The following is a 25,849-nucleotide window of genomic DNA, read 5'->3' on the forward strand; positions in this document are numbered from 1 at the left end:
CATCGCGGCCTCGAACGCGGCGCGGCGGGCGCGGGCCGGCGGCAGGGGGGCCGCCGTCTCGAAGACCGCCTCGCGGTCGAGGAGCGACGCGAAGCCACGGGCGAGTTTGAAGTCGTCGGCCTCGGCTTCGAGGTCGGCGAGGGCGTCGTCGAGGTCGGCCCGCGCGTCGCCGACGTGTCGCCGGAAGACGCCGATTGCCTTCGCGGCCAGCGGGCGGTCCCCCCGGTCGGCGAACTGCGGATGGTAGCCGCCGCCCGCCCGCGACACGCGAAGCAGGTCCTTCGTCAGCACGCTCGCCACGAGGTGGCCGCGGGACAAAAACGACTCGGGCGGCGGAGGCAACGGAGGTATCGGGGGGCGGCAGTCGGGCGACCGGAAACCGAGAGCCGGAGACGACGCGGACGACAAGGTTCATTGCGCCCGCGGCGGACGCCACCGTATGGAGCGACGACGCCTCCTCGGACTGGTCGCGGTCGGCCTGTCGTCCGGCTGTCTCGGGTCGCTACCGGGCGCGACGGGGCCGCGAAACCCGCCCGAGGCACCGGCGGGGGAGCCGCGCGAGACCACCGAGGTGCCCCCGGTCCGCATCTCCGAGGTCGACTTCGAGGCGACCGACGACGGCCGTCTCCGCGTCTTCGGGACGGTCGTCAACGACAGCGGTGCCGAGCGAATCGCCACGGTCGAGGCCCGCGTCGCCGTCCGCGGCGAGGAGTCGACGCGGTCGCAGGAACTCGCTGTTCCGGCCGCCGGAAGCGCCGATTTCGCAATCGAGTTCGACTTCGAGTACGACGCCTTCCTCAACAACGGCGACTTGAACGTCTCGCTGGTCTGAGGTCGAAGGCGGTCGCCTCGCCGCCTCACGGCCTCGCTCGCCGACACCGTCCCGCGTCAGCGACGCCGGGCCGCCACCCGTTCTTCCGCCGTCTCGACGCTCACGAGTTCGTAGAGCGTCGCGGTCGAGCCGTCGGCTTTCGGCCGGAGGATGCGGCCGAGTCGCTGGGTGAACTCGCGTTCCGACCCCGACCCGGAGAGGAGGATGCCGACGTTCGCGTCGGGCACGTCCACGCCCTCGTCGAGCACGTTGGCCGCGACGACGGTGTCGTAAGTGCCGTCGCGGAAGCGGTCGAGGATTTCGCGGCGCTCTTTCGTCCCGGTTTCGTTGGTTATCGGCGGGACGAGGAAGCGCCGCGAGATGCGGTAGACGAGGTCGGTCGAGGCGGTGAAGACGATGACGCGGTCCTCGCGGTGTCGCGCGAGCAGTCGCGCCAGTTTGTCCACCTTCGCCTCGGAGTTCATCATCACGTCGCGAGCGCGCTGTTTGGCGAGGAGCGCCTCCCGCGCTCTCGGGTCGTTCCCCGAGCGCATCACGAGTTTCTGGTAGTCGCTGCCCGACTGCATCGACAGCCCCGAGGTGCGCAGGTAGTTCACGAACGTCTCCTGTGCCTCGTCGTACGTCTCGCGCTCGTCGGCCGTCAGTTCCACCTCGATTCGGCGGACCTCGTAGTCGGCGAGGTGGTCGCCCGCCAAGTCGTCCACGTCGAGGCGGTACGCCCGCGGGCCGACGAGTTCCTCGACGCGCTCGTGTGCGCCGTCGGGGCGCTCGAACGTCGCCGTCAGGCCGAGGCGAGCGGGCGCGGCGAGGAATCTGGGGATGTCCTGGTATCCCTCGCCGCCGAGGTGGTGCACCTCGTCGAAGACGGCGAGGCCGAAGTCGCCGCCCACGTCGTCGGCGCGGAGGTACGCCGAGTCGTACGTCGAGACCGTGATGGCCTCCTGCGTCTGCTCGCCGCCGCCGAATCGGCCGACCGGCACGTCGAACTCGGTTTCGAGTTCGCGTATCCACTGGTCCTGTAAATCGATGGTCGGCACGACGACGAGCGTCGGCACCGAGCGGGCGACCATCGCGGCGACGGCGAGCACCGTCTTGCCCGCGCCGGTCGGTAGCTCCACGACGCCGCGACCGCCCGCGTCGAGCCACGCGTCGAGGGCGGCGCGCTGGTAGTCGCGGAGGTCGTAGGTCGTCGAAAGCGAGAGGGAAGCGTCGAGAGCGGCCGCGACCCGGTCGTCGTAGCCGACGCCGGCCGAGTTAAGCGCGTCCCGAATCGCGGCGTATCGCATCGCGGGGGCGCGATAGCCGCCGCTTCGGGGGTCGGCCTCGACGCTCGCCACGTCGGCGAGGGCGGCCCGAACGTCGGCGTCGGTGTCAGAGTCGTCGGTGCCGACGTGAACGGTGCCGTCCTCGAATCGGAGGGTCGTCACTACCGGCGCGTTGGCGGGGCGCGGTGATAAATCGACGGTCCCGCTGGACGGCGGGGCCGGAGTGCCGCGGGGTTCCGGTCCCGCCGTCCGCGGGCCGAAGGTTCAAATCCGATGGCGGGGCTACGGACGTGTATGAGCGACGACCTCGACGACGCGGTCGCACAGTTCCTCAGCGACTACAACAGCGCGATGAAGGAGTACGAGAAGGGCTACGTCGACGCCGACGCGACGCTGTCGGTCATCGACGCGCACATCGACGAGTTGCGAGAGGCGCGGGAGTAGAGACGCGAGAATCGGGCGCGTAGAAGCCGGATTACTCCCCGATGAGCCCGCGAATCCGCTCGACGTACGCCGCGAACTCGCTTTCGGTCCGCTCGCGCGGGCGGTCGATATCGACCGAGACGATTTCGCGGACGCGACCCGGATTGGCGGCCATGACGACCACGCGGTCTGCGAGCGTGACCGCCTCCTCCACGTCGTGGGTGACGAAGAGCACCGTCTTGTCCGTCTCCGTCCAGATGTCGAGCAGTTCGCCGTGGAGCATGTCGCGGGTCTGCGCGTCGACCGCGCCGAACGGTTCGTCCATGAGGAGGAGTTCGGGGTCGACAGCGAGCGCGCGAGCGATGCCGACGCGCTGTTTCATCCCGCCGGACAGCTCTTTGGGATAGGCGTCGGCGAAGCCGTCGAGGCCGACGAGTTCGAGCATCTCCGTCACGCGTTCCGAGCGCGCCGGCCCCTCGACGCCCTGTTCTTCGAGCCCGAAGGCGACGTTCTCCCTGACGGTCCGCCACGGGAACAGCCCGTACTCTTGGAACACCATCCCCCGGTCGGTGCCGGGGCCGGTGACAGGCGAGCCGTCGAGGGTGACCGCGCCCGACGTGGCGTCTTCGAGACCGGCGATGATGCGGAACAGCGTCGTCTTGCCGCACCCCGACGGGCCGACGATACAGACGAACTCGCCGTCCTCGACGGCGAACTCCACGTCCGACAGCGCCTCGACCGTCCGCCGGTCGGACGCGTAGGTCTTGCCGAGCGAATCGACGCTGACCTTCGCGGTGTCGTCGGAATCGGTCGCGGCCGAGGTCGTTCCCGCGCCCGCGTTCGCGTCGCCGCTCATGCTCTCCACTCCAGAACCCGCCGTTCGACCCGGCGGAACAGGCCGTCACTCACGAGGAAGACGATGCTGATGACGAGCATGTAGGCGACCGACACGTCCATCGCGAGGTTCTGCGCCGTGTTGAGAATCTCGTAGCCGACGCCGACGCCGACGATGAGTTCGGCGGCGACGACAATCATCCAACACTGGCCGATGCTCGTCCGGATGCCGGTCATGATGGAGGGGCTGGCCGCCGGAATGACGACCTTCCGAATCATCGTCCAGTCGTCGTCGACGCCGAGGGTCGCGGCGACCTCCTTGAGGTCCTCCGAGACGCCCTCGACGCCGCCGTAGGCGCTGTAGAAGTTAATCCAGAAGGAACCGATGGCGACGATGAACGTCGCGCCCTGATGGTTGACGCCGAGCCAGATGACGGCGAAGCCAATCCACGCCAGCGGCGGAATCGGCCGGAGCAGGCGCGAGACGGGCGTGAAGACGCTGTCGACACGAGTGTTCCAGCCCATGGCGACGCCCGCGAAAACGCCGAGCGACGTCCCGATGAGCAGGCCCGGCACGTAGTGGTAGAGGCTCTGGACTAATTTGACGAGGAGCCTCGTCGCCGGGAGTTCTGCGCCGGTGAAGGGAATCGACAGCGAGGCCGGGGCGGTGAGTTCGACGACGAACGCCGCCAGTACCTCGACGGGCGAGGGGAGGAGATACGTCGGCTGGAACAGCGCGGCGACGTACCAGACGGCGAGAAAGCCCGCGAAGCCGGCGACCGCGAGCCACGTCTGTTCCGACGAGAAGCCCGCGAGTCGGTCGAGCAGTCGCTCGTCCGCCTCGGTCTCCGAGAGGGTGACGCCGGTGCCGACTTCGTCGTTGCTCATAGCGAGTCGTAGATGCCGTAGTCGAACATCTCGTCGACGGTCAACTGCGCTTCGGTCTTCCCGAGCGTCTGGGCGTAGTCGGCGAAGATTTCAGCGCCGCCTTCGATGTCGTGGGGGTCGGTGATGAAGTCCGACGCGGGCGAGTCGAGCGCCGCGCGGGCGGTCTCGACCGGGAGCGCGCTCTCGCCGATGACCGAACTCGCGTGCTGGGCGGCCGTGTCGGGGTTGTCGGCGACGAAGTTCGTCGCCTGCCGGTGGAGTTCGACGAACTCCGTGGCGAGGTCGCGGTTGTCCTGCCGGAGGCGGTCGTGCATGAGCGTGACCGCCGCGGGCTGGCCGGGCATGAAGTCGCCCGCCCACGCGATGGACTGGAACGGCGCGTCGTTGGCATCGATGACCGTCGGCACGGGCTCCATGATGCTCGTGCCGTCGACGTTGTTCGAGAGGAGCGCCTGCTGGACGGCGGCCGCGCCGCCGAGGCCCTTGATGTTCACGTCCTCCTCGGGGTCGAGGCCGAGCGTGTTCTGAATCCAGTAGCGGAGCAGGATGTCCGGGACCGACCCCGGCGGGAAGGTTCCGAAGGTGAACTTGCGGCCCTCTTGGGCCTCGAACTCGGCGAAGGCGTCTTTGCCGTGTTCCTCCCACAGGGCGGCGAAGTCGTCGGTGGCGAGAATCTGCATCGCGTTCTTGATGTTCGCCGCGGTAATCTTCGCGGGGATGCCCTTGTCCATGACAATCATCGCCGGGACGATGCCGAACATCATCACGTCGAAGTCGCCCGTCGCCGACGCCTGCACGATGCTCGGGCCGTCGGAGAACTTCTTGCCCGAGACCGAGACCGAAAGCTCGTCGAACAGCCCCTCTTCTTCCATCACGAAGTACTGCATGTCCGGGTAGATGGGCATGTAGGCGACGTTGAGTTCGTCCAGCCCGCTCCCGCCGGACCCGCCGAGACAACCCGCGAGGCCGGCGGTCGCGGCGAGGCCGGAGCCCTGCAGGAATCGTCTACGGCTAATCGAAGTCGAGCGTGGTGCCTCTGTCATTGCCCTCGTTACGAATCAGCGCCTTATTCCGGGCGCGTACCCGGTAACGATAGACGCGGTAGATGACGCGGTGAAACTGGTCGATTCCCGTTCTATGGCCGTAACCGGAGGTTGGACGGTCGGTTTTCCTGAATTTCTCTCTCCCAGATAGCGGCAGAAAAACCCGGGAAACGCCGGCGTTCACGTCACGGATTCAACGGGTGGGTCGCGACCGTGCGTGGGAAGAACTATCCCGAACGGCGACGCGGGATAGGATATGACGCACTTCTCCGACCGGGTGGAGCGCATCTCCATCAGCGGCATTCGCAAGGTGTTCGAGGCGGCTGGCGAAGACGCTATCAACCTCGGACTGGGCCAGCCTGACTTCCCGGCCCCGGACCACGCCCGACGGGCGGCCGTCGAGGCCATCGAGGCCGGCGAGGCCGACGGTTACACGGGGAACAAGGGACTCCCGAGCCTGCGCGAGGCCATCGCCGAGAAGCACCGCCGCGACCAGGGCGTCGACCTCGACCCCGACGACGTCATCGCCACGGCCGGGGGGAGCGAGGCGCTCCACATCGCCATCGAGGCGCACGTGAACGAGGGCGACGAGGTCATCATCCCCGACCCCGGCTTCGTCTCCTACGACGCGCTCACCAAACTCGCCGGCGGCGAACCGGTACCGGTCCCGCTCCGCGACGACCTGACGCTCGACCCCGCGGCGGTCGAAGAGGCCATCACCGAGGACACCGCGGCGTTCGTCGTCAACAGCCCCGGTAACCCGACGGGCGCGGTGTCGCCGCCCGACGACATCGCCGAGTTCGCCCGCATCGCCGACGAACACGACGTGCTCTGCATCTCCGACGAGGTGTACGAGTACACCGTCTTCGAGGGCGAACACCGCTCGCCCATCGAGTTCGCCGAGACCGACAACGTCGTCGTCGTCAACTCGGCCTCGAAGCTCTTTTCGATGACCGGCTGGCGGCTCGGGTGGGTGTACGGCTCCACCCGCCGGGTCGAGCGCATGCTCCGCGTCCACCAGTACGTGCAGGCGTGCGCCTCCGCGCCGGCGCAGTTTGCGGCCGAGGCCGCGCTCAGCGGCCCGCAGGACCGCATCGAGGAGATGACCGAGACGTTCCGCGAGCGCCGCGACCTCGTGGTCGAGGGGCTGGAGGACATCGGCCTCACCGTCCCGTCGCCGGGCGGCGCGTTCTACGTCATGCCCGAGGTGCCCGAGGGCTTCGTCGACGAGTGCATCGACCGCGGCGTGATTATCGTCCCCGGCGAGGCGTTCGGCGAACACGGCCACGGCTACGCCCGCCTGTCGTACGCGACCGACACCGAGTCGCTCCGCGAGGCCATCGAGATAATGGGCGAGGCGTACGACGCGGTCGTCTGAGGTTCTCACACGCCCGCCAGCGTTCGATTCGGCGACCGAACCACGGCAACGGGCGACATCCGAGATGTCGTATTCTCGGCGTTCGAGTTGAAAACCCTTAAACTCGAAAGCCGGTGACGAAACGTTTGTCATGCCCGCAGAGACGCAGGGAGTCATCAGCCTGCTGCCGGCGCTCTTCGCAATCGTGCTGACGCTGGTCAGCCGGCAGGTGCTCCTCTCGCTTTTCACCGGCATCTGGATCGGTGCGACCATCTTGGTTGGATGGAACCCCATCGGCGGGGTGGCGTACTCCCTCCAGTTGGTCATCAACAACGTGACCGAGTCGTTCAACAGCAAACTCCTCCTGTTTACGTTCCTCTCGGGCGCGATGCTCGGGATGATATTCCTCTCGGGCGGGATGAACGCGCTCGCACAGCGCATCATCGCCCGCATCAAGACCCGGAAACAGGCCGCGTTGGGGACGAGCGTCCTCGGGATGCTCATCTTCGTCGACTCCTACGCGAGCACGATGATTACGGGGTCGGTGATGCGGCCCATCACCGACAAGTTCGACATCAGCCGCGAGAAGCTCGCGTACCTGCTCGATTCGACCACCTCGCCCGTGGTGAGCGTCGCCGTCGTCTCGACGTGGGTCGGCTTCGAGGTCGGCCTCATCCGCGAGCAGTTCGCCTCGCTCGGCATCGACCAGAGCGCCTTCGTGGTGTTCCTCCAGAGCATTCCGTTCCGCTTCTACAGCCTGCTCGCGGTCGTCCTCGTGTTCATCCTCGTCGTGATGGACTGGGACTTCGGACCGATGAAGCGCGCCGAGCGCCGCGCGAAACAAGAGGGGAAGGTCCTCGGCGACGACGCCGACCCCCTCATCGAGACGCGCGAGGAGGACATCGTCACGCCCGACCACGTCGATTCGCGCTGGTGGTACTTCGCCGCGCCCATCGTCACGCTCGTCGCCGTCACCGGCTTCGGCCTGCTGTACTCCGGCGGCTGGCCCGGGCAGGTACCCGTCGAGGCGCTGAAGGACGCGGCCACGGCCGACGCCATCCTCTGGGGCGTCTTCTCGGCGTGCGCGCTGCTGCTCGCCGTCCTCGTCGGCCACGCCCGCGTCGAACTCGAAGCCGTCAGCGACGCCATCTTCGAGGGGTTCAAGATGGTCATGTTCCCCGTGGCCGTCCTCTCGCTGGCGTGGACCATCGGGAGCGTCAGCGAGGCGCTCGGCGTCGGTCCGTTCGTCGTCAGCGTTGCACAGGGCGTCATCACGCCCGAACTCCTGCCCGCGGTGGTCTTCCTCGCCGCTGCCATCATCTCGTTCTCCATCGGCACGTCGTGGGGAACGATGGGAATAATGTTCCCCGTCGCGGTGCCGCTGGCCTACCAGCTCGGCGCGCCGCTTCCCGGTGCCATCGGGGCGATTCTCACCGGCTCGCTGTTCGGTGACCACTGTTCGCCCATCAGCGACACGACCGTCCTCTCGTCGATGTTCGCCGGCGCGGACCACGTCGACCACGTGAACACGCAGATTCCGTACGCCGTCCTCTGCGGCGCCGTCGCGACGGGGCTGTTCCTCGCCAGCGGCTACGGCGTAGGCTCGCTGGCGCTCCTCGGCGTCGGCGTCGTCGCGCTGTTCGCGCTCGCGTACTACCTCTCGCAACACGCCGACGTGAGCGTCCCGACCGCCTTCGGTTCCTCGTCGGACTCCGACTGACGAGTCGGAATCGGACCGCCGCTTCGCGCCCTATTTTTCGCGTCGTCGCGCGTAGCTGAGGAGGAGAGAAGAAAGGAGAGCCGCACCGTCGCCGAGCGGCGGTTCGACGATGGAAGCGTCAGCCCGAATGGGTCACCGACCGACGAACCCCGCGACCAGCACCGTCGCGTACGCCAAGAGCAACAGTCCGCCGAAGAGCCCCGCGGCTTCGAGGCCCATGTTCGGGTAGACGACCGAGAACAGCGCCGTCGAAACCGCGTCGACGAGCATGCCGGGGACGACGAGCAACGCCGCGGCCTCGCGTTTCGCGCCGCCGGAGAGCCCGCGCCACCGGAAGATGCCGACCGCGAGCGCCCACATGACGGGCACCGTCAGCGCGAACACCGCGGCCGTGACAAACGGCCGGGAGGGCACTAACACGAGTTGGCCGACGACGCGGAAGACGAGTCCGGCGACGAGGGCGATCGCCAGTCCGACGCCGAGAAGCACCCGCGTCTCCGACAGCGGGAGCCGACGAGCGTCGGCCTCGGAGACCTGTGAACTGATTGTCATGCCTCTCGTACGCGGGCAAAGCGTATCAGCGTTCGTGCCGGCCGCGTCGATAGCGACGGCTCCGACTCCTGTGATCGGCACTCTCTCGGTGAACCCACGACTTGCGCCCACACCCCAATTCTGTATAGCGAAATTCAGTTTACGTGTGGCGTGGCAGACGAATTTCTGACCTATGAGAAACAACGAAATCCGGCGGAAAAGACGATTTGCTGACAGTTACTTCGCCGTCGAGACGATTTTGATGACGTCGCCCTCTTCGAGTTCGTGGTCCTCGGCGATGCGGCGCTTCGCTCGCGCGTCGACCGCGTGGAGGTAGCCGTCGCCGATGTCGGAGTGGACCGCGTACGCGAGGTCCCGCGGCGTCGACCCCCGCGGGAGGAGGAAGGCGTCGGGGAGGACGTTCCCCGTGCCGTCGGTCCACTTGGACTCGTTTTGGACCGGGTAGACCGTGATTCGGTCGAGCACGTCGTAGACCGCGGTGTCGATGGCCTCCTGCGTGCCGGTGCCGCCGTGTTCGCCCATCAGGTCGCGGATGCGTTCGAGGCCCTTCTCCTGTGCGCCGCTCACGTCGCCGACGAGTTCGAAGTCGTCGTCGCCGGGATGGTAGTCGATGATGCCCGCCTCGCGGGCCCGTCGAAGGGCGAGTTCGCCGTCCGCGGTCGCGGCGATGACGGGCTTTCCGGTGTCAGCGAGTCGTTCGAGGTTCTCCGGGGGCGCGATGTCGACCTTGTTGGCGACGAGGACGATTGGCTTGGTCCGCTGGCGAATCGCGCGGGCGAGTTCGACGCGGTCCTCGTCGTCCCAGTCTTGGGGATTCGGCGAGTAGTCGAGGCCCCGCAGGACGGCGGCGATGTCGTACTCGCTCGCGCCGACGCCCGTCAGGAGGTCCGAGAGAGCGTCGTCCATGTCGAAGTCGGGCGACCGCGACTTGCGGACCACGGACTCCCAGTTCTTGTGGACGATGCCCGCGAGCCACTGTTCGAGTTCCTCCTCGATGAAGTCGACCTCCTCTACGGGGTCGAAACTCCCCACCTCGACGGGTTCGCCCTCGGCGTTCGTCCCCCCGGAGGCGTCCACGACGTTGACGATGGCGTCGGCGTTCGTCAGTTCGTCGAGGAACTGGTTGCCGAGGCCGCGACCCTCGTGCGCGCCGGGAACGAGCCCCGCCACGTCCACGAGTTCGACGGCGACGTAACGGATGCCGTCCTCGCAGTTGCCGCAGCGCTCGTCGCGGTCGAGACAGGGACAGCGGGTGCGAGCGTGCGTGACGCCGCGGTTCGCGTCGATAGTCGTGAAGGGGTAGTTCGCCACGTCGACCTCGGCGAGCGTCGAGGCCGTGTAGAACGTCGATTTGCCGGCGTTCGGCTTACCGGCTAACGCGAGAGAGAGCATGGCTTGACGATGGTGACGGACGCGGAAAAACGCTCGCGTGCGAGGGGACGCGAGCGGCGAGCGAGACCGGGGGAGTCAGTCGGTCAGTCGCCTGAAGGCGGCGCGGCCGGCGAGCACCACCCCGCTCCCGAGAATCGCGAGGAGGCCGCCGAAGACGACGAGGTACGGGACCGCGTAGGCGACGGCGACGACGAGCGCCCGGAGGGCGACGAACGCGCCGTTGACCGACTCGGAGAACGCCTGTAAGACCGGCGTGTCGTACCACTGCGCCGGGCCGGGCGGTCGCTCGGACAGCGAGACGCGGACGGTCGAGAGCGCGACGCGGTCTTCGAGCGACTGTTTCTGGGCTTCGAGCCGCTCGATTTCCGTCTGGACCTCGGTCAGGCGCTCTTCGACCGCGAGCACGTCCTCGGTCGTGTTAGCCGACTCGTAGAGTTCCCGAAGGCGGTCGCGCTGGGCGCGGAGGTTGCCCAACCGCGCTTCGATATCGACCAGTTGGTCGGTCACGTCCTCGGAGTTCGTCTCGACGCGCTCGACCTCGCCGAGGCCCTTCATGTCGGTCATGAACGCCGAGAAGTCCTCGGAGGGGACGCGCACGACGAGTTGGCCCGAGCGGTAGGTGCCGCCGCTCCGGCGGTTGACGTACTCGTTGGAGTCGCTGACGTAGCCGCCGTAGGATTCGGCGGTCGATTCGACCGCGTCGCGGGACTCGTTGAACTCGTCGACGGTCAGCTCTATCCGGCCGTTCTTGATGACCGCCCGTCGCTGGACCTGCGGGAGGTCGTCGCCGCCTGCCTGTTCGGCCTCGGCGGAGCCACCGGTATCGGCGGTGAGCGAGACGCTCTCCGCTCCACCGGCACCGCCGTCCGCCGCGCCGCCGGTACACCCGGCGAGGAGGACGAGGAGGGCGACCGAGAGAAGTTTCAGTCGATTGTCCATAGACGACACTTACCACCTGAGGGATTAATCGTTGGGTAAGCACAAACGGCGACTGTTGCTATCGCGGCGCACGGGGGTCGCAGTCGCTCGGTCGGATTCGGTTATTCGGCCTCGCGCGGGAGGTTGTCGCGGTGGATGCGCATCTCGCCGCGGGCGCGCATCGTGCCGTCGACGTGCGCGCCGGCTTCGAGCACGAGGTCGTTACAGGACACGTCGCCGAGGACGCGCGCGTCCTCGTGGATGCGGACCTCGCCGTTTCGGGTGGTGACGTCGCCGTGGATGCGCGTCCCGCTCCCGACGACGATGTCGTCGCGGGCGCGGAGGCTCCCGAAGACGTTGTTGTCCTCGGCGAGGTCGATGGACTTCGCGCGGATGTTGCCGTGGATGCGGCAGTCGGAGCCGACGTGCGCGGGCGTCGAGACGCGCCACGCGTCGTCGGAGACGGTGGCGTTCCGGGGAATCACGAGCGGGTCGTGCGGCGACTCGCCCGAGAGCGTCTCGGCGAGTTCGTCTGCCGCCTCGTCCTCGCCGAGTCGAAGGAGTTGCGAGAGGACAATGAAGTAGAACACGAGCGTCGGAATCGGGTTGCGGATGACGATCCAGCCGTTGGCCTCGAACCCCTCTTCGATGTCGACGTCGTCGCCGATGTCGAGGTCGCCCGAGACCATCAGGCGGCCGGCGATGTGGACGCGCTCGCCGAGGTAGGCGTCGTTGCCGACGAGGACGTTGCCGGCCACGTCGTCGAGCATGTCGAGTCGGCAGTCGGCCTCGGCCTCGATGTCGCCGCCGAAGGTGACGCGCTCACCCGCGAGAACGTTCCGCCCGCGGACGCCGAACTCGACGGTACTCTGCCCGCCGACGACGACGTCGCCGTCGGTGACGAGGTCGTGTTCCTCGACCGTCGTCCCGTCGGGGATTTCGAGCGCATCGAGCGGGTCCGTACCCAGTGACACGCTCCGAACCAACACCCGTGCCGTAATAAACCGTCCGCAAGACAACCGTCAGACACGACGGGGGCAGTCGGTTTCCCGGTGACGACGTGTATTTAACTACTCGCGGGAAACAAGGGGAGGTATGACGATTCTCTCTTTCGACGACGACGGCGTAGACGTGGTCTACGAGGGAACGGAGTTCCGCCTCGAAAAGGCCCTCATCGAGGAGGCCATCGGGAAATCCTACCCCGACGTGACCGACCACGAGGTGCTGAAAATCGTCGAGAAGGAGCCCGCCCTCTCCGGCGAACCCCGGCGCGTCCGCGACATCCTGAACTCGTCGTAACCGCCGCCTGAACGACCGAAGCTCCGTTGCTCCGCGTATCGCCCTCGAATCACGCGCGCTCGCCGCGCGAACGACTATTCCTGCTCGCCAGTCGCGTTCTCTGCCCCGTATATCTCCGTCTCCGGGTTGAAGTCGGCCCACGCGAACCAGAACATCGGCGAACGGTCGTTTGCTCGGGTCAGGACCGCGCCCTCGTGGGGGCCGTCGAGCGCTCGGCCGGTGAGGAGGTTCCAGCGCGACCCGGCGGCGACGAGCGCTGACCCGTCGCGGTCGAACGCGACGGTCTCGCTGTCGACCCGGCGGACGTAAGCGACGAGACTCCCCTCGGCGGAGGCCGCAACGACGACCGGGAAGTCGCCCACGGTGTCGTTGACGACGCCCGCGCGTTCGACCGCGTCGAGCGGGTAGGCGCGAGCGACTCCGTCGGCGGCGACGCCGACGACCGACGTTTTCGGATGGAGTCGGTCGTCCGCCGCGTCGTTGAAGCCGATACCGATGTCGCTCGACTGCTGATAGCTCGTGTAGGGATTCACGTCGTACCGGCGGGTCTGCCGCCCGCGAATCGTCCCCGAGACGGGCGGCGGAACGAGCACCTCGGTCTCGGGGTGGGCCGCCCGCCACTCGCCCCACGTGGAGATCGTCGAGGGGAGGAGCGACAGCGTCTCGCCGGTCAGTTCCCCGCGAATCGCGGTCGCGAGCACCTGACTCCACAGCGAGTTCGTCCGGTCGTCGTACATCACGAGGTCGGACATCCAGAGCAGGCCCGAGACGCCGAAGTACGTCGGTTCGCCGCCGGCGAGCCTGTCGGCGACGACGGCGCTCCCGCACAGCGGGCAGTAGGTCACGACCACGGGCCGGCCGTCGAAGTCGTCGTTGACGATTTCGTGCCAGTTCAGGATTGCAAGCGGGTAGGCACGGGCGACACCGTCGAGTTCGACACCGACTACCTCGTCGCCGTCGTCGAGCGTCGCATCAACCGCTTCGAAGCCAGTCCAGTCGTCGGCGAAGACGGGGGCGGTGATGGCCGGAATCGCGTCTCTCGGCGCGCCTCGGCGCAGTTCGTCCTCGGGGACCGGAAGCTCGAACGGACCCGAGTACTCGCCCGCGGTGGACTCGGTGGGTTCGGCGGACTCGGCCGCGTCGTCGGCTCCCGCGTCGTCGTCCGCGACCGGCGGGTCGCTCCCGAGACAGCCGGCCAAGGCGGCACCGACGCCGAGCGCGAGGAACCGACGGCGGTTCGTGGTCGAGGCCATGCCGGATATTCGACCGAGCCGCCTATGAGCGATGTGCGGTTTGGTATCGATGCGCACGACCGTCGGGAGCCACCTCAGAGAGGAGCCGGCGCAGATGAGCGGCTGACGGGATGAGAAAACGAGAAAACGAAAAAACGAGCGAGAACGCCCCGCTCAGAGCCGGAGCCGTTCTTCCAGACAGACTTTGACGATGGACTTCCCGATGGCCGCGCCGCCGGCGAAGGGGTCGAGTTTCGTCTCGCCGGCGCGCTCGCGGTAGGGGATGGGAACCTCGGCGATTTTGTAGCCGCGCATCGCGGGGCGGATGAGGAGTTCGGCCGACAGTCCGGTGTTCTCCGTCCACTCGATGTCGTGGAGGAGTTCGCGGCGGTACGCCCGCATCCCGGTGGTCGTGTCGTGGACGGTCGCGCCCATGAGGAAGCTCGCGAGGCGGGCGAACGCGATGTTCCCCGCGCGGTTGAGTCGGGGCATCGTCTCAGCGCCCTTCGTGATTCGGTCCCCGGAGACCACGTCGTAGCCGTCGTTGATGAGGTCGAGGAACTTCGGCAGATACTCCATCGGATAGGTGTCGTCGCAGTCGGTGGTGACGACGACCGGGCGGTCGGGCGCGAGCACCGCGGCCTCGACCGCGACGCCGTACCCCTGCGGTTCCTGTTCGATGACGCGCGCGCCCATCTTCCGGGCGATTTCGGGCGTTCGGTCGTCAGAGCCGTCCACGCAGACGACCTCGGCGCGCCCGTCGGTAATCCGGTCGATATCGGCCAACACGGACCCGATGGCCTGTTCTTCGTTGTACGTCCCCATCACGACCGCGAGGTCGTCGAAGGTGTACTCGGTCATTGGACGGGGTTATTGACGGTCGCTCTTGAACTTTTAGGTTTACCAAAACCGAGGAGTGCGAGGGCGGTGTTAGCTCAATCCGCGGGTGTCGGGCTGGTCTTCCAGCTCTTTCGCGTGGTCGACGAGGTAGTCCATGAGTCGGGTCGCCGACGCCTCCACGTCGTCGAGTTCGTCGCTGGACTGGCCGCTGACGCGGACGGAGAGTTCGTAAAGGTCGAGTTCGACGTGCGGGACGGTCTCGTCGCCGTTGCCGTTCCCGTTGTCGCGCTCGTCGGTACCGCCGTCCGCCGCTTCGACGGTCGCGGCGGCGTCGGCCGGCTCATCGCCGTCGGACGGTTCGGTCGCGTCGTCGGACGGTGGTGTCGAATCGGCGGGTTCGTCCGCCTCGGGGTCGGCGTCGGGGTCGTCGGTCATGTGCGGCGCGTCGCTTCGGGGGATGAAAAAAGCGCGGGGTTCCGGCACGCTCGCTCGGGTCGGCGGCGCTCGCCCGAATGCGGCCGCGAACACGGCCCGGCGACCGATTCAGGCGAGTTCGGTGTCGAGTCCCTCGCAGGCGCGGTCGTGGAGGCGGCCGGTGACCGTCTCCATGAGGCGTTCGAGGTTGACCGCGTCCTCGCGGTTGTACGAGACGAGCGTGTCGAGCGACGACTGGTCGCCGCGCTCGTACTCGCGCCAGAGGCGGACGGCGTCGCGCCCGGAGATGTCCGGGCGGTCGCGGTCGATACCGACGTCCTTCTCGATTTGCTTCAGCCCGCCGGTGAGGTCGAGCGTCCGGCACGGATACATCAAATCGACGTGCGGCACGTCGATGGAGACGTCGAACGAGGTCTCGAGGAAGGGCACGTCGAAGCGCGCGCCGTTGAACGTCGCGATGAGTTTCGCGTCGGCGAACTGCTCTCGGAGGGCGTCAGTAGTCAGGTCCTCTCCGTTGACGAGCGTCGTGGTCTCGCCGTCCTGATAGAACGAGACGGTCGTCACCGAGTCGCGCTCGGGCGAGAGGCCGGTCGTCTCGATGTCGAAAAAGCACGTCTCGTCGCGGAAGTTCTCGTAGAGTCGCCAGCGCTCGCCCGAGGGGAAACAGTCGTCGAAGAACCGCGAGTTGCCGTCGTCGAGGTGGGCGGCGGCGTCGGCGATGAACGTCTCGATTCTGTCGCCCGTCTTCGCGCCGACGAGCGAGGCGTCGAACTCGTCCCAGTGGGTCGACCCGGCCCGCCAGAGGTTCCGCTCCGTCCGCTCGCCCACGCCGCGGACGGGGATGAAGCTGTTCTCGATTCGCATGTCCGACAGGGGGGCGTCGGCGACCCTAAATGCGTCGTCGTGGACCGGCCGCCACGCTCTCAGAACGCTTCCGCACTTCCCCGCCGCGGGCGTTTTACCCGCAGAGCGCGAAGCCGGAGGTATGTGCGGCCGCTACACGCTGTTTACTTCACCCGAAGAACTCGAAACGCGGTTCGACGCGACGCCGACGCGCCCGCTTTCGGCGCGGTACAACTGCGCGCCCGGCCAGGAACTCCCGGTCGTGACCAACGACGCGCCCGAGGAGTTCCGCTTCCTGAAGTGGGGGCTGGTCCCCTCGTGGGCAGACAGCGCCAGCGTCGGCAACGACCGAATCAACGCCCGCGCGGAGACCGTCCGCGAGAAGCGGAGTTTCGCCGACGCCTACGAGGCCCGCCGGTGTCTCGTCCCCTCTGACGGCTTCTACGAGTGGGTCGACCGCGGCGGGGACAAACAGCCCTACCGCGTCGCCTTCGAGGACGACCGCCCGTTCGCCATGGCCGGCCTCTGGGAGCGGTGGACCCCCTCGACCAAACAGACCGGCCTCGGCGACTTCGGGGGCGGCGGGCCCTCGCGCGACCAGGAACCGCTGGAGACGTTCACCGTCGTCACGACCGAGCCGAACGACCTCATCTCGGAGTTACACCACCGGATGGCGGTCGTCCTCGCCCCCGAGGAAGAGGAGACGTGGCTCCACGGCGACCCCGACGAGGCGGCGGCGCTCCTCGACACCTACCCCGACGACGAACTCACGGCGTATCCCGTCTCGACGCGGGTGAACAGCCCCGCCAACGACGGCCCCGAACTGATAGAGCGAGTCGAAGCGTAGCGCGCCGGGTGAAATCGTCGGCCTCCGGCCGTCTCGGGCACTTCGACGCGAATCGGCTGGGTTCGACAGAACCTCGAATGTTCCGAAACTCGGTCGAGCCCGCGAACCGGTATTGTGTATAGCGAGATGCGATATACGAGTCTCGGATCGGACAAGCGACGACTCGACAGAGAGACCGAGATATCGAGAGAGTTGATGGCTGAGGACGCTGACGCGGAACGTCTGAGTTCCAAGAGTCGATAGTGCTGAGATCTACGTCAGTATCACAGAGCGACAGCCGCGTCGCGCTCGCGGCTCGGGTGGTTCGTATCGCAGTCGGAAGTACAGCGGTTGCGGGGACGCGGCCGCGAGTCCGGTCGTGCAGACGGAGTGCGGCGTCGCATTCGAAATTCGAGACGGTCAGCTCGACGAGTCGGCGGTAGGGGAGGTGGTTCGCTCGAACGGTCGTCGTCGCCGAGCGAGTGGTTCGTCGAATCCGACCGAAAGCAAGCCACCAAGCCCCGGATTCACGCGAGTCCGTCAGAACGGCCACAGTACGGTCGAGCGCCGCTTCACGTAGATGGGGAGCACGTCCCGAGTTACTGTTCTCACCGCGAAGACGAGGGCTGTGAAGGCGTCAAAAGAGAACGAATCGGGCCGGCAAAGACCTCGGTTGGGTTCGTCTTCGAGCGAATTCGGAACGGCGTCACCCCGGTGGTTGCGTGTTCGAATCAGACAACACTCCGGGAGAAATCTGCGTAGTGACTCCAGCATAATCACAGTCGAATTTGTCCCGAAACGAAGACCCGTCCGACGACATATATTCAGCGTTCGATGACGGATATAATCGGGAAAATATCGAGTCATCTCTGGTCGAAATATATCCGTTCGAGAGAACACAGATGGTGCGTCGTCTCGCAAATATATTTCCGAGAAGATAGTCAGAAATTATGTCAAAAAAGTTCACAGATTAATACAGAGAAATAAAAGAGAATCTAAACCAGCAGTATCCGTTTCTATAATAATTCAGTAAAATAAGAAGTGAAATAACGAAACTCGTGTAAGTGGTTCTTCCATGTGTTACTCCGGGGGTGAACGGTGCAAGGAATGCCATCTAAAAATCAGTTTCCATCACAGAAGTGAGAAGCAATTGTGCAAAATTCGACCTATTGGAAGCAACGGAAAATCGGTCGAGTCTCAGATTCGCTCGAAACGTCCGAAATCGTCGTTCTCCGAGGAATTCTAATATTCCGAATACTGCATGCAAACCGCCGAAAATACGATTGCAGTATTCAGGATAACTTAGTTTCGCCGCCAAAAATCCGCATGTACTGCTCAGGATAACTTCTCTTATTCTGGACTGTGCCGGTAGATTGAATATCGACCCCCGTGTCGACCCGTGCATGAGCGACGAGGCCGACCGCGCGACGGTGCAAACCTACCTCCCGGCCCACCAGAAGGCCATCTGGAAGGACCACGCGGACCGACTCGGGATGAGTCAGAGCGAGTTTGTCAGGACGATGGTACAGGCCGGACGGCGCGATTTCGACGTTCCGTCGAGGGGCGATGAAGCGGCCACAACCCCCGGGGTTGAAGGGGTGAAAACGGGGCTCCAGAACGACGATTCAAATCAGGAAGATTCGGGTGAAAATAACGACCAGTTCGAGGCCCGAATCGTCGAGGCGCTCGCGGCCGATTCGCATCGGTCGTGGGACGACCTCGTCGCGGCGCTGACCGACGACATCGAAGACCGCCTCGAATCGACCCTGCAGGAGTTGCAATCGAGCGGCCGAGTCGTGTACAGCGGGCGACACGGCGGTTATACGCTGGCGGAGCGCGATGGCCGCTGAGCGACCCGCCGACACGGAGGACCCGGTCGGCTACTTCCTGCAGGATATGACCTATCACGGGAAGACCGACCGGACCCGCGCCGCCTACGAGCGCGTCCTCCGGGCGTTCGAGTCGTTCCTCGGCGACCCCTCGCGGAACCCCTCCGGGAGCGCTCGGTCGGTCGACGACGCGACCCATCGCGACTGCATGGCGTGGATACACACCCTGCGAAACCGCGACGTCGCGCCGAGCACGGTGGCGACGTACGCCTCCTACCTCCACCGGTTTTACGCCTACATGGCGCAGGTCGGCGCGTTCGACTCCAACCCGATGAGCCTCGTGATGGAGGAGATGGACGAGCGCATCGACACCAACCCCGCCCGACGGGAGCTTTCGGTCCCGCAGATGCGGGCGTTCGTCCGCGGAATCGCCCATCCGCTGGACCACGCGCTGGTGGTCACCCTCCTCAAGACCGGGATGCGCGTCGGCGAACTGTGCAACCTCGACCTTCGGGACGTGTCGCTGGCGACGGATACACCATTGGCCGGTGTATCGACCCGCGCCGCGCTCGACGGTCGCGGGCCGTCGATTTACGTCGCCGCCGACCCGAGCGTCGGGAGCGTCACCAACGGCGAGGAGCGAACCGCCTCGAACAAGCGAAAACGGTCGACGGTCGTCCCCGTCGACGACGAGTTGGAGGCCGTCCTCCTGCGTTGGCTAGCGATTCGCCCGGATTCGCCGTCACCGGCCGACCCGCTTTTCGTCGGTACCGCCTCGGGCTGGGGCCGGCGACTGGACCCCGACGCCGTCCACCACGTCGTCACCTCTCACGCCGCCGACGCCGGGTGGTACCGGTCGGGCGGCGACCGCGAGGAGAACGTCACGCCGCACTACTTCCGGCACTTCTTCACGACTCACCTCCGGGACCGCACCGGCGACCGCGGTATCGTCAAGTACCTCCGCGGCGACGTGGCCGGCGACATCATCGACACGTACACCCACAACTGGGGCGATAGAGTGCGTGAAACGTACGAATCGAACATTTACTCGCTCCGCTGAGGAGCGTAATCGCTGTTCGAAACGCGACTCATAAACTGTATCTCGCTATATTGAATTTGTGGGTGCGCGACCTATCGTTTGACACCCGTCGCCTCGATTTGGACGGCGGCGTCGTTCGGGAGTTCTGAGACGCCGACGACGGTCATCGCCGGCCGTCGAGCGTCGAAATAGGCGTCGTAGGCCGACTCGATGGCGTCGATTCGGTCGAGGTCAGTCGTGTACACCGTGGTTCGAAGCACGTCGTCTAGGTCGATTCCAGAGCGTTCGACGGCCGCTTCGACGCGTTCGAGCGCGCTCATCGTCTGACTCTCGACCGACTGGAGGCCGTCCGCCGTCTGTTCCGGTTCGGGATACTGCGCGTCGAAGAAGACGAGTTGCAGGCTCCGCTTTCGGGCGCCGTAGCCGGCGGTCGCCTTGAAGTGGTCGCTCTCGTACCGGACCGCATCGCCGTTCATACCTGTTCCTCCGTGGGATTCGTTCGAATCTGGTTCACGGTCGTACTACCCCACCGACGGCCATCGACGTATCGCTAGCATGTACTAACTCCAAGAGAGACGCTCTCACGCGGGGGACGAGAGGGTCAAATGGACGCTTGACTCATACCGGCCTCTTTATCGGCGGAGCGAGAACGACGGGCGAGACCGTGAGTTCGTTGCTCCCGTTGAAACCTGCCGCCGCATCGGTTCGAGACCGAGCCCTGACGCCGCTTCTCGTCGGACTGGACGACGACGACGCGGACGAGGTCCTGTCGGCGCTCTCGTCGGCCACCGCGAGGCGACTCCTCGCCGCCGTCTACGACGACCCGCGCCCCGCCTCCGAACTGGCCGACGCGCTCGACACGACGCTCCAGACCGTCGGCTACCACGTCGAGCGACTGGTCGACGCCGAGTTGATAGAGCCCGTGACGACGTGGGTCTCCGCACAAGGCCGTGAGATGGCCGTCTACGGCCCGACCCGCTCCGCAGTCGTCCTGTTCGCGGGCGCGGAACGGACCGAATCGAAGCTCTCCTCGGGGCTTCGGACGCTCGTCACCGGCGTGGGCGTCACGCTGGTCGGAAGCGTCGCCGTGCAGGCGCTGTGGACCGCGCGACGGCCGCAGGTCCAGTACGCCGCGCCCGCGCGGGCCGCACCCGAACCGGGCGTCGCGGAGTTCGTCGCTTCCTTCCTCGCTGGTCCCGGCGGACTCGTTCTCCTCGTCGGCGTCGTCCTCGCCGTCCTCGTGAGCCTCGGGACGGTCTGGACTCAAAGGCGCGTTTGAGCCACACACAGGGGGAAGTGACCCCTACGCGTTGGGGTAGATGTGCAACGACGAACCCTCCTCGCCGCGGCCGGAACCGGCCTCGCGGCGGCGCTGACGGGCTGTATCGCGAGTGCCGGCGACGGCGCTGACGACGCTGACGACGGAAACTCGACGACCGAATCGACCCCCGACCCGACGCCGACGCCCGAACCGGTCGAAGCCGTCTCGGTCGCGACCGGCGAGCGCCTCACGACCGTCGTCGGCGACGGCCCCGCCAGCGACGACGGGGCGCTGAAACCGCACCACGTCCGCCTCGAAAATCCGACCGACGAGCCGTGGACCGCCCGTATCGACGTTTCGCGCCCACTCGGTTCAGGCCACGCGGAGACCTACGAACTCGCCCGCGACGCGATGGTGAACGTCTCGCTCCGCGTCCCCGCTGACTACGAGGTGACGGTTACTGACATCGACTCGGACGCCGCAGCGACCGAATCGGTCGGTCCCGAGGACTTCGACTGTAACCGCTCGTGGACCGCGTTCTCTCCCGGTGACGGCGGTGTCTCGGTCTCCGGGGCGTCCACCCGGATGGCTTGCGGACCCCGGGTGGTCGCGGCCGACGACGCGGTCACGGTCGCGCTCGGCGACGGGTCGCTCCCCACCGAGGCTACCAAGCCCCACAGCCTCGCCGTCGCGAACCCGACCGATGCGGCCGAAGTCGTCGAGTTCGCCTACGAGACGCCCGCGGGCGCGGTCGCCTTCGGCGGCGCATACCGCCTCGAACCCGGCGCGCGGGTCGAGGCGTCGCTAACCGAGGTCCGCGAGGTCACGCTTCGCGTCGCTCGCCGGAGCGACTCGGGCGACGAGGTGTCTGAGGCAGTCACCGTCGAAGAATCGCAGTTCGACTGCAACGCGTCGAACACGACCGTCTCGCTCACCGACGACGGCGGCTTCGAGGCGCGGGCGCTCTCGACGCTGATGTTCTGTGGCGACGCGGACGCGAAAAACGAGTCGTCGGCGTAGGTCAGCGGTCAGACCTTCAGTTCGGTCTCTAACTCGGGCGACGCGATGACCTGCTTGACGGTTTCGGCGGCCGGCGTCGCCTCGGCGACGTTCTCCATCAGGACTGTCTCGCTCGGGAACAGGTGTTCGCCGAGGACGAGGCCGTGTTCGCGCGCGGTCGAACCGGTCATCGTGAGGTAGACGCCGAGGCCGGTCTCCGCGATTGCGGCCTCTTCTTCGGGCGCGTCGTCCGGGTACGCGAACGTCACGTCGTCGAGACACCGCGTGCCGAGGACCGCCTCCACGAGGCGCTCGTAGCGCGGCGAGATACACAGGTCGCCCGCGTAGTCGGCGACGAAGTCGCGGTCGAGTTCGGAGCCCGGCGGGAGGAGTTCGGGGTCGGCCATGAGCGTGTGGTAGACCGTGTCGCCGAGGCCGGAGACGACCCGCACGTCGGTGTCCATCGGGTCGATGCGGGCGTTCACGTCCTCGATGCTCCCGAGGCCCTCGGGGCGGAGCTTGACGACCTCTTCGAGGACGAGGTCGGCGCTGTCGAAGCCGAGGCCGAACTCGTGGGTCCGGAGGGCGCGGAACGGCTCCTCGCGCCCGACGAGATGGATATCCACCCCGTCGATTTCGAGGACGACGCTGTCGAAGACGATGCGCCGCGGCATGCCGTCTCGGTCGTCGCGCAGGAGCGTGTACTCCGGCGCGGCCGGGTCCGAGAGGTCGCTGTAGTCCGCGAGTCGCTCGTACACGTCATGTTCCGGATGGGTATGGCCCTTCGTGACCGACTTCTCGTATCGGAGTGTCGAGGTGATTTCGTCCGCCACCTCGGCGATGCTCTCGGTCGTGGCGAACCGTTCGAGCACCGCTTCGAGGGGGCGACCCTTTCGCGGAACAGCGACGCGCACCGTCTCTGTCATCATCGGAACGTCGGGGCGGCCCGCTAAACAGGTTGCGCTTCGGGAAAGCGTCTCTCGGGAGCGCGCTCGGTCGGGTTACTCCGCCTCGCCGTCGTCGTCGCCGGCGGCCGGGCCGCCGCCCATGCCGGTTCCGAAGGCCCCCGCGAGGCGCTCGCGGAAGGTTTCGAGTTCGGCCACGGTGTCGTTCAGCTCCTGAATGTCGTCGCGCAGGGCGTCGATTTCCTCGTCGGCCGCGGCGTCTTCGACCCGCGACTGAACGTCCGCGAGGCGGTCGTCGAGAGACTCGCGCGTCTCCACGATGTCCCCGTCGAGTTCGGCGATGTCCTCGCGGATGTCGCCGACTTCGGCGTGGAGCGTCGACGCCTGCTCGGTCGCTTCGGCGGCGCTGTTTTCGGCCCCTTCGAGTCGGTCGACCGTCTCGTCTAACCGACCGGCGATGTCGTCGAGGCGCTCGCGGACCGTCACGAGTTCCTCCTCGCGCTTGGCGAGCGTCTCCTCGACGCTGTCGAGGCGGGCGGAGCCGGCGTCGATGTTCCGAGAGGCAGTTTCGAGCCGCTCGTCGTGGTTCTCGAACTGACCGTCGTGGTCGTCCAGTCGGCCCTCGACGGCCTCGAACTGCTCGTTGTGGGATTCGAGCCAGCCGTGGTAGTCGTCGAGCGTGTCGTCCGCGGTTTCGAGGTCGGACGCGAGGCCTTCGAGCCGGCCATCGTGGTCGTCCAGCCGACCCTCGGCGTCCGCGACCCGCGTGGCGACGCGGTCGGAGCGCTCGTCAACCGCGGCGATGGTCTCCTCGGCCGCGTCGAGCCGAGAGGTCGCGTCGTCGACCGACTCGACCGCGCCGTCGACCATCGAGTCGAGGGCGTCGAGGTCCTCGCGGAACGCGGTCATCTCGGCGCGGAACTCGGAGACGAGTTCGCTTCCGGTCCCCTCCTCGTCGATGAACTCGGCGAGCGCGTCGGAGTACGCCGCGAGGTCCTCCATCTGCGACTGGAGGCGGCGGATGCGAACGTCGGTGCTCCGGCGCGTCTCGGCGTCGACCGCCTCGCGCAGGACTTCGATGTCCTCCTCGTCGGCCGCGCCGGACCGAACCTCGGCGGCGAGCGCCCCGACGAGGCTGTCCGCGTCAGGTGCGGGTGCGCTTCCGGTCGCGGCGACGTCGGCGTCCTCAGCCGACGCGCCGGCCGGCGGTTCGGCGTCCGCTTCGGCATCGGCGTCGGCGTCTTCGGTGACTTCAGCCTCGACCCCGGCATCGACATCTGGCTGTTCGAGGTGCGCGGTCACGGCCGGCGCGGTGTCGGTGGCGACCGCGCGCGGGCCGGTCGGCTCGGCGGTGTCGTCGGCTTCCGCGTCGGCGTCGAGAACGTCGTCGTCGGCTTGGCTGACCTCGTCGGCCACGTCGGTCTCGTCGGTCTCGTCTTCCTCGCCGTCTCCGCCCTCGAAGGCGGCCGCGAGGTCGTCGTCGGTCGGCTCGTCGTCGAGGACTTCCGCGCCGTCGGACGCCCCGGGGGCCGCCTCGGCTTCGACGGCCGCTTCGGCCTCCACGGCGTCGTCGGATTCGGCGGCGGGTTCTTCGAGGACGACTTCCCCTTCGTCCTCTCCGTCCGCGTCGGCCTCTTCTTCCTCGTCGTCGTGGAGCGGTTCGCGGTTCCCCGCGAGTACGTCCCGAACGAGTTGACTGCGGTCCTCGCCGAGGATGTCGTCGATGTCGTCGGGGTCGATGCCGCCGTCGACCGGGATGCGTTCGAGCGTCGGCTCTTCGAGGAAATCCGTCTGGTCGTGGCCGTCGGTGATGCGGATACCGTAGACCGTTACGAGTTCCTCGCCGGGGTCGAGCGTCCGCTCGTACTCGACGCGGTGGTCCTTGTAGGCCGTCCAGTTGTCGCTCTCGAACTCGGGGTGGAACCCGACGCTCTCCATCGGGAACGACTCCGGGATGCGGTCGATGACCCGGATTCGGGTCGCCTCGTCTCGCGTCGAACTGATGACGAACTTGATAGCGGGAACGGGAAACTCGTCGGCGGCGAAGGTCTTTTCGACCGTGACCTCGCCGTCGGAAACCGATGTAACCCCTTCGGACTCGCGGCTCATGGCCGCCACTTTCCCGACATCCATTATAAAACAACCGGGGGCGACGGGTCCGCCCCGCCGCAGTCTCTCGATTCGACGGTTTCGACTCGGTGACTGTCCGGTGGCGGCGACCGTCGCGGGGGCGGCCGCCGCGCGAAAATCAGGTCGGACGCGACCTCAGAGGTCGACGCGGTCGCCGATTTCGACGAGTTCGAGCGAGCGCGGGGCCTCGAAGCTCTTGACGTGGTGGTGCAGCACCTTCGGGTCGGCGGTCATGCCCTTCCACATGTCCCAGTGGGTCGGGACGAGGCGGTCGAGGTCGAGGTCGCTCGCGGCCTCGATAATCTGGTTCTCGTCGTTGTACCACTTCGTGCGGACCGGTTCGCTCGTCTCCTTGTCGGGGATGTTGCCGATGGTCCCGAACGCGAGGATACCGAGGTCGAGGTCGTAGCGCTCGCCGATGTCGGCGAACTCCTCGGCGGGCTTGGTGTCGCCGGCGTGGATGAACGTGCCCGACTCGTGTTCGAAGACGTAGGCGACCGGGTGGGACGCGTCGGGGTCGTAGACGGGTTCGACGTGGACCGTGAACTCGCCGATTTCGACGGTGTCGCCCTCCGTGACCTCCTCGAACTGGTCGTCGGAGAGGTCGTAGTCGTCGAACCACGCCCCGTCGTCGTAGGCGACCGCGAGCGAGTCGTCGGGGGCGACGAACGTCGCGCCCGTGTTCTCGAGGATGGGGGCCTGACTCGGGCCGTGGACGTGGTCCGTGTGCTCGTGCGTGGCGAGGACCGCGTCGGCCTCGGTCACGTCCTCGGGGTCGAACGGGACGGGAATCATGCGGACCGTCCGCGGCGGGTCGCCGATGCCGACGTACGGGTCGACGAACACCGTCGTCCCCTCGCTGCCCTTGATGACGAACCCGTTGCAACCCAGATACCAGATGGCCACCGTCTCGGGGTCGGCCGCCTCGACCGCGCGCGGGAGCCAGTCGCTCCAGTCGCTGACTGTCATAGACACGTGTCCTCGCGC

27 protein-coding genes are annotated in these 25,849 nt (G+C 66.9%); 10 read left to right on the forward strand and 17 right to left on the reverse strand.

The annotated features are described in order from the left end of the window. On the reverse strand, nt 1-291 hold a 291-nt coding region (locus tag AUR65_RS01455; RefSeq protein WP_146047379.1), incomplete at its 3' end, for a DUF790 family protein. Nucleotides 292-439: 148 nt separating this feature from the next. On the opposite strand from AUR65_RS01455, the gene AUR65_RS01460 reads away from it, so the two are divergent. Beyond that, entirely contained in the window at nt 440-832 is a 393-nt protein-coding gene (locus tag AUR65_RS01460; protein ID WP_058567674.1) for a hypothetical protein, read from the forward strand. Nucleotides 833-888: 56 nt separating this feature from the next. On the opposite strand, the gene AUR65_RS01465 is transcribed toward AUR65_RS01460, so the two are convergent. Next, a complete protein-coding gene (locus AUR65_RS01465) occupies nt 889-2,259 on the reverse strand; it encodes a DEAD/DEAH box helicase (protein ID WP_058567675.1) in 1,371 nt (456 codons plus the stop codon). 132 nt (nt 2,260-2,391) lie between these two features. On the opposite strand from AUR65_RS01465, the gene AUR65_RS19820 reads away from it, so the two are divergent. Next, nucleotides 2,392-2,541: a hypothetical protein gene (locus AUR65_RS19820; RefSeq protein ID WP_004970650.1), complete on the forward strand. Its 150-nt coding sequence runs from the start codon at nt 2,392-2,394 to the stop codon at nt 2,539-2,541. 31 nt (nt 2,542-2,572) lie between these two features. Here AUR65_RS19820 and AUR65_RS01470 read toward each other — a convergent pair whose 3' ends face one another. The 3 genes from AUR65_RS01470 to AUR65_RS01480 are packed head-to-tail and all read right to left on the reverse strand — an operon-like array spanning nt 2,573 to nt 5,285. Next, nucleotides 2,573-3,385 (reverse strand): ABC transporter ATP-binding protein, encoded by an 813-nt coding sequence (locus tag AUR65_RS01470; protein ID WP_058567676.1) that lies wholly within the window; start codon nt 3,383-3,385, stop codon nt 2,573-2,575. Continuing rightward, nucleotides 3,373-4,242: an ABC transporter permease gene (locus AUR65_RS01475; RefSeq protein WP_058567677.1), complete on the reverse strand. Its 870-nt coding sequence runs from the start codon at nt 4,240-4,242 to the stop codon at nt 3,373-3,375. The genes AUR65_RS01470 and AUR65_RS01475 overlap by 13 nt, the downstream gene beginning before the upstream one ends. After that, nucleotides 4,239-5,285, reverse strand: coding sequence for an ABC transporter substrate-binding protein (locus AUR65_RS01480; RefSeq protein ID WP_058567678.1), 1,047 nt, complete (start codon nt 5,283-5,285; stop codon nt 4,239-4,241). Before AUR65_RS01480 ends, AUR65_RS01475 begins: the two co-directional genes overlap by 4 nt. Before the next feature lie 256 nt (nt 5,286-5,541). On the opposite strand from AUR65_RS01480, the gene AUR65_RS01485 reads away from it, so the two are divergent. Both AUR65_RS01485 and AUR65_RS01490 read left to right on the forward strand, forming a co-directional pair. Beyond that, nucleotides 5,542-6,663, forward strand: coding sequence for a pyridoxal phosphate-dependent aminotransferase (locus AUR65_RS01485; RefSeq protein ID WP_058567679.1), 1,122 nt, complete (start codon nt 5,542-5,544; stop codon nt 6,661-6,663). A 130-nt stretch (nt 6,664-6,793) separates the two neighbouring features. Further along, the gene (locus tag AUR65_RS01490) at nt 6,794-8,362 is read left to right on the forward strand and encodes a Na+/H+ antiporter NhaC family protein (protein ID WP_058567680.1); all 1,569 of its coding nucleotides are present in this window, start codon (nt 6,794-6,796) and stop codon (nt 8,360-8,362) included. A gap of 132 nt (nt 8,363-8,494) precedes the next feature. Here AUR65_RS01490 and AUR65_RS01495 read toward each other — a convergent pair whose 3' ends face one another. The 4 genes from AUR65_RS01495 to AUR65_RS01510 all read right to left on the reverse strand — a co-directional run bounded on the left by AUR65_RS01495 (nt 8,495) and on the right by AUR65_RS01510 (nt 12,198). After that, nucleotides 8,495-8,914: a DUF5367 family protein gene (locus AUR65_RS01495; RefSeq protein WP_058567681.1), complete on the reverse strand. Its 420-nt coding sequence runs from the start codon at nt 8,912-8,914 to the stop codon at nt 8,495-8,497. Nucleotides 8,915-9,130: 216 nt separating this feature from the next. Beyond that, entirely contained in the window at nt 9,131-10,306 is a 1,176-nt protein-coding gene (locus AUR65_RS01500) for a redox-regulated ATPase YchF (RefSeq protein WP_058567682.1), read from the reverse strand. Between the two features lie 75 nt (nt 10,307-10,381). Further along, nucleotides 10,382-11,245, reverse strand: coding sequence for a DUF4349 domain-containing protein (locus AUR65_RS01505; protein WP_058567683.1), 864 nt, complete (start codon nt 11,243-11,245; stop codon nt 10,382-10,384). 101 nt (nt 11,246-11,346) lie between these two features. Then, a complete protein-coding gene (locus AUR65_RS01510; RefSeq protein WP_004976778.1) occupies nt 11,347-12,198 on the reverse strand; it encodes a polymer-forming cytoskeletal protein in 852 nt (283 codons plus the stop codon). A gap of 121 nt (nt 12,199-12,319) precedes the next feature. Between AUR65_RS01510 and AUR65_RS01515 the strand changes: the two genes are divergently transcribed. Next, a complete protein-coding gene (locus AUR65_RS01515) occupies nt 12,320-12,523 on the forward strand; it encodes a DUF5800 family protein (RefSeq protein ID WP_007274390.1) in 204 nt (67 codons plus the stop codon). A gap of 74 nt (nt 12,524-12,597) precedes the next feature. Here the strand turns inward: AUR65_RS01515 and AUR65_RS01520 are convergent, their stop codons facing one another. From AUR65_RS01520 to AUR65_RS01535, 4 genes are all read right to left on the reverse strand, one after another. Beyond that, complete coding sequence (locus tag AUR65_RS01520) at nt 12,598-13,776, reverse strand: DUF3179 domain-containing protein (protein WP_058567684.1); 1,179 nt, start codon at nt 13,774-13,776, stop codon at nt 12,598-12,600. A gap of 153 nt (nt 13,777-13,929) precedes the next feature. Then, nucleotides 13,930-14,616: a dolichyl-phosphate hexose transferase gene (locus AUR65_RS01525; RefSeq protein ID WP_058567685.1), complete on the reverse strand. Its 687-nt coding sequence runs from the start codon at nt 14,614-14,616 to the stop codon at nt 13,930-13,932. Nucleotides 14,617-14,685: 69 nt separating this feature from the next. Continuing rightward, nucleotides 14,686-15,030: a hypothetical protein gene (locus tag AUR65_RS01530; RefSeq protein WP_058567686.1), complete on the reverse strand. Its 345-nt coding sequence runs from the start codon at nt 15,028-15,030 to the stop codon at nt 14,686-14,688. A 108-nt stretch (nt 15,031-15,138) separates the two neighbouring features. Further along, entirely contained in the window at nt 15,139-15,894 is a 756-nt protein-coding gene (locus AUR65_RS01535) for a ribonuclease H-like domain-containing protein (protein ID WP_058567687.1), read from the reverse strand. A 121-nt stretch (nt 15,895-16,015) separates the two neighbouring features. Here AUR65_RS01535 and AUR65_RS01540 point away from each other — a divergent pair, with 121 nt between their 5' ends. From AUR65_RS01540 to AUR65_RS01550, 3 genes are all read left to right on the forward strand, one after another. Next, the gene (locus AUR65_RS01540) at nt 16,016-16,720 is read left to right on the forward strand and encodes an SOS response-associated peptidase (protein ID WP_058567688.1); all 705 of its coding nucleotides are present in this window, start codon (nt 16,016-16,018) and stop codon (nt 16,718-16,720) included. Between the two features lie 1,382 nt (nt 16,721-18,102). Next, on the forward strand, nt 18,103-18,549 hold the full coding sequence (locus AUR65_RS01545; protein ID WP_058567689.1) for a DUF5805 domain-containing protein: 447 nt from the start codon (nt 18,103-18,105) through the stop codon (nt 18,547-18,549). Further along, on the forward strand, nt 18,539-19,588 hold the full coding sequence (locus tag AUR65_RS01550; protein ID WP_058567690.1) for a tyrosine-type recombinase/integrase: 1,050 nt from the start codon (nt 18,539-18,541) through the stop codon (nt 19,586-19,588). The genes AUR65_RS01545 and AUR65_RS01550 overlap by 11 nt, the downstream gene beginning before the upstream one ends. Before the next feature lie 71 nt (nt 19,589-19,659). On the opposite strand, the gene AUR65_RS01555 is transcribed toward AUR65_RS01550, so the two are convergent. Then, on the reverse strand, nt 19,660-20,043 hold the full coding sequence (locus AUR65_RS01555) for a RidA family protein (protein WP_058567691.1): 384 nt from the start codon (nt 20,041-20,043) through the stop codon (nt 19,660-19,662). 188 nt (nt 20,044-20,231) lie between these two features. On the opposite strand from AUR65_RS01555, the gene AUR65_RS01560 reads away from it, so the two are divergent. Next, complete coding sequence (locus AUR65_RS01560) at nt 20,232-20,846, forward strand: ArsR/SmtB family transcription factor (protein WP_058567692.1); 615 nt, start codon at nt 20,232-20,234, stop codon at nt 20,844-20,846. Between the two features lie 42 nt (nt 20,847-20,888). After that, nucleotides 20,889-21,848, forward strand: a complete 960-nt coding sequence (locus AUR65_RS01565; protein ID WP_058567693.1) for an META domain-containing protein — start codon at nt 20,889-20,891, stop codon at nt 21,846-21,848. 8 nt (nt 21,849-21,856) lie between these two features. Here AUR65_RS01565 and AUR65_RS01570 read toward each other — a convergent pair whose 3' ends face one another. From AUR65_RS01570 to AUR65_RS01580, 3 genes are all read right to left on the reverse strand, one after another. Then, nucleotides 21,857-22,753 carry a hypothetical protein gene (locus AUR65_RS01570; protein WP_058567694.1) on the reverse strand — a complete coding sequence of 299 codons (897 nt, stop codon included), beginning with the start codon at nt 22,751-22,753 and terminating at the stop codon, nt 21,857-21,859. Nucleotides 22,754-22,828: 75 nt separating this feature from the next. After that, nucleotides 22,829-24,841 (reverse strand): hypothetical protein, encoded by a 2,013-nt coding sequence (locus tag AUR65_RS01575; protein WP_058567695.1) that lies wholly within the window; start codon nt 24,839-24,841, stop codon nt 22,829-22,831. Nucleotides 24,842-24,997: 156 nt separating this feature from the next. Next, a complete protein-coding gene (locus AUR65_RS01580) occupies nt 24,998-25,831 on the reverse strand; it encodes an MBL fold metallo-hydrolase (protein ID WP_058567696.1) in 834 nt (277 codons plus the stop codon). Between the last annotated feature and the right edge of the window lie 18 nt (nt 25,832-25,849).

It is taken from the genome of Haloferax marisrubri (assembly GCF_001469875.2).
GTDB classification, from domain to species: domain Archaea; phylum Halobacteriota; class Halobacteria; order Halobacteriales; family Haloferacaceae; genus Haloferax; species Haloferax marisrubri.